Source organism: Treponema sp., assembly GCF_051883275.1.
Classification (GTDB): domain Bacteria; phylum Spirochaetota; class Spirochaetia; order Treponematales; family Treponemataceae; genus Treponema_D.
In genome coordinates this window covers 1-2644 of sequence record NZ_JBJETK010000021.1, presented here as the reverse complement: position 1 = coordinate 2644, position 2644 = coordinate 1, and the positions used below count along the sequence as shown (strand labels likewise).

Here is a 2644-nt window from a genome sequence, read left to right as displayed (position 1 = left end):
TATAATGATTACAGAAAATCAAGGGAGGAATAAAGATGATTACCAGAGACGATTTCAAGGCACTTCTGGCTAACCTCGGTATTACTAAGAATACCAGTAGGCGACAAGTTAGGGAGATGCTTACCAATAAGGGATACTCTGAACCTGAGTACCGGGTACATGATGGAGCAAGCAAACTGTGTATTGTTCCTAAGCACGCCGACTTTGTTATTAAGTGGTCTACCACCTGTCTTACTGTTGGGGACTACGATGAAGCCTATGATGAAGTTCTGATTTATCAGAAAGCTATCAAGGCTGGCTTGGAAATGTTTTTCCCTAAAACCGAAGTCCTCTGCATTGTCAATGGCGTAATCTTTGTAGTTCAGGAAAAGATTGATTTTTCTGTTCTGAACACCCCCTCCAGCAAAGAAAATAAATATGAATATAAGACAAGAACTGCTTCAAGAGTGATTATCGATAAAATGGATACTTGCTTTTGCAGTATTGCCAGAGGGCGTGACCTCGATGAGACATGGGCAAGCATGGCTATCGTTGTCTATGGTAAAAAGAAGTGTAAAGCCCTATGTAAATTTGTCATTGAAAATGGCATCAATGACCTTCATCGTTCCAATATCGGTTATCTGAAAGACAAGCCCATTATTCTGGATTTCAGCGGTTATCATAGAAATTAAAAAAAGTTCTTGACAAACTGCCAAATCCATGATATAATGTGAGTACAAAAGAAGAAAGGAACTGATTAGTATGGCTCGACCCCCTCCCATCTAAAAAGGGAATGTATTCTAAAAGATTAAATTTTTTATCAAACTTTGTTTCTTGTTTTGTTTCACTCAAAAAAATGCCACTGGTATAGTCATGTTATAGACATACATTTTAAGGTGTCATTTATAATGCGACTGAAATCAGAAACAAGTGAGGAGATTTAGTTAGTCATTTACTGTTGCTCCAATAGACAGAATAACAACAGAAAAATCCGGTAATTCGGTGCATCATTTACCGATAAAATCCAGTGGGCGGGGATGGCCACCTCGCCCACTCTAATCTAAACCTAATTGTAAAATTAGGTATTGACAAAATTATAAAAATATGTTATAATATTTATAGAAAACAAAAGGAGTGAGATAAATGAAACAGAAAAAGCATTCTCGTGAATATCTCAAAAAAGAGGGTGCGGAACTTCAAGATTATCTGAACTTCCGCAAGAGGGGAAGCAAGGTCGAAAGCAAAAAGAGGTATAACCGCCAGAAGATGAAGAAGGAGTGGTAGAAATGGCAAAGAAAATGAGAGTTCTGCGGGATGGATGCGGAAACCCTGTTAAGGTGGTCACTACCGAGGGTAAGAAAGTTCTGCGGTGCGGAATGGAATTTACCACAGATTATGGCCTGCGTATGATGATTGCTAATTACGATGATACAAGCGGTCTGTGGCTCTGCGAGATTCCCGGCCAGAACTATACAAGATACTTCGATGGATATACTATTGAAAAATATCTCGGATGGAGGTAAAAAAAATGAATGGCAATGAATACCTGCTTGGGCGGGTCAAATGGCTGAAAGGAGAAAAGGCTCGTCTTCAAAAAGAGTTGCTCAAAATTGAGAAAGAACTTGCTCAAATTGAGTTGAAAATTCAAAAACAAAGTATTGACAAATCTGCCAATCAGTGATATAATATCATTACAAAAGAAAAGGAGGAAGCAAAAATGAAAATCAAAAGAAATCTTTATAGATGGTTCCGGCGTAGACGTAGAAATCTGGCTCGGTTCATCCTTGGCTTTGATGACTGTCCTGTCGATAACCGCAAGAGTTTCAAGGACAAAATCCTGTATGGAATTGCGGTAACTTTTATTTCAGCCTGTATTATTTTCGCTTTTGCTTTCTTCGCAATAGCCACCATGTAAGGAGGATCTTTTAATGAAAATGATTTTGAAAGATGGCGTTATCTATTCCGTAGGTAATTGGGACAGTGGAAAAAACCAGTGGGTTTGCCAGAACATCAGAACCGGAGAAAATCGGCTTTTTGAGCCTGGCGAAATTATGAGAGCCATTGATATAACTCCCACAGTGGCTGCCGACTTGAAATATCAGATTTGACTTCAAATTTTGGGCCGGCCGCGCCCAGTCAGTGCGGCCGGATTTTTCGCTATAACATATCCCTACCATTTTGTCAAGTAAATTCTATTGAAAATCTAACTAAATTATTTATCCCAATTTTGTATATCTTGACAATTGATTTCCAGTAAATAGTATGATATAATTAAGGCACAAAAAACAAAGGAGGCTAAATTAATGGCACAACGTGGAGCACACTACCATTGTCCTGTGAATGGATGGGATTGCCCGTACTATAAGGACAGCGAAATTATTGAGGGGGACGAGGAATTTTGCTTATGTAAAATCCCCGGCAACCCTTATGAAGAATGTGGTGATTTCTTCTCTATGTACGGCGAAGGATGTAAGCCTGATGACTACACCGACTACTGCCAAGAGGACAATTAAAATAGGGGGTTGACAAACAACCCCTTATGTGATACAATATCTATGAACCGAAAGAAAGGAAATAAAACACATGAAAGCACAAAGAATCACCGCAAGTCAACACATTTTGAATGATAGGTCAAATCGCTTGACTTTCATTCTCACTCATACTG

The 2644-nt window shown here is 38.9% G+C and carries 7 protein-coding genes; all 7 read left to right on the top strand.

All coding sequences use genetic code 11. The features are described 5' to 3' along the window. Positions 1-35: 35 nt before the first annotated feature. The 7 genes from ACI4L0_RS03025 (at position 36) to ACI4L0_RS02995 (ending at position 2492) form a co-directional block, all read left to right on the top strand. Positions 36-671, top strand: coding sequence for a hypothetical protein (locus tag ACI4L0_RS03025; protein WP_439798690.1), 636 nt, complete (start codon positions 36-38; stop codon positions 669-671). 451 nt (positions 672-1122) lie between these two features. After that, on the top strand, positions 1123-1263 hold the full coding sequence (locus ACI4L0_RS03020; protein ID WP_439798689.1) for a hypothetical protein: 141 nt from the start codon (positions 1123-1125) through the stop codon (positions 1261-1263). A 2-nt stretch (positions 1264-1265) separates the two neighbouring features. Further along, the gene (locus ACI4L0_RS03015; RefSeq protein WP_439798688.1) at positions 1266-1502 is read left to right on the top strand and encodes a hypothetical protein; all 237 of its coding nucleotides are present in this window, start codon (positions 1266-1268) and stop codon (positions 1500-1502) included. Positions 1503-1507: 5 nt separating this feature from the next. Continuing rightward, positions 1508-1660: a hypothetical protein gene (locus ACI4L0_RS03010; protein ID WP_439798687.1), complete on the top strand. Its 153-nt coding sequence runs from the start codon at positions 1508-1510 to the stop codon at positions 1658-1660. 36 nt (positions 1661-1696) lie between these two features. Continuing rightward, positions 1697-1894, top strand: a complete 198-nt coding sequence (locus tag ACI4L0_RS03005) for a hypothetical protein (RefSeq protein WP_439798686.1) — start codon at positions 1697-1699, stop codon at positions 1892-1894. Between the two features lie 13 nt (positions 1895-1907). Beyond that, positions 1908-2087, top strand: a complete 180-nt coding sequence (locus ACI4L0_RS03000; protein ID WP_439798685.1) for a hypothetical protein — start codon at positions 1908-1910, stop codon at positions 2085-2087. 228 nt (positions 2088-2315) lie between these two features. After that, complete coding sequence (locus tag ACI4L0_RS02995; RefSeq protein WP_439798684.1) at positions 2316-2492, top strand: hypothetical protein; 177 nt, start codon at positions 2316-2318, stop codon at positions 2490-2492. Positions 2493-2644: the final 152 nt, after the last annotated feature.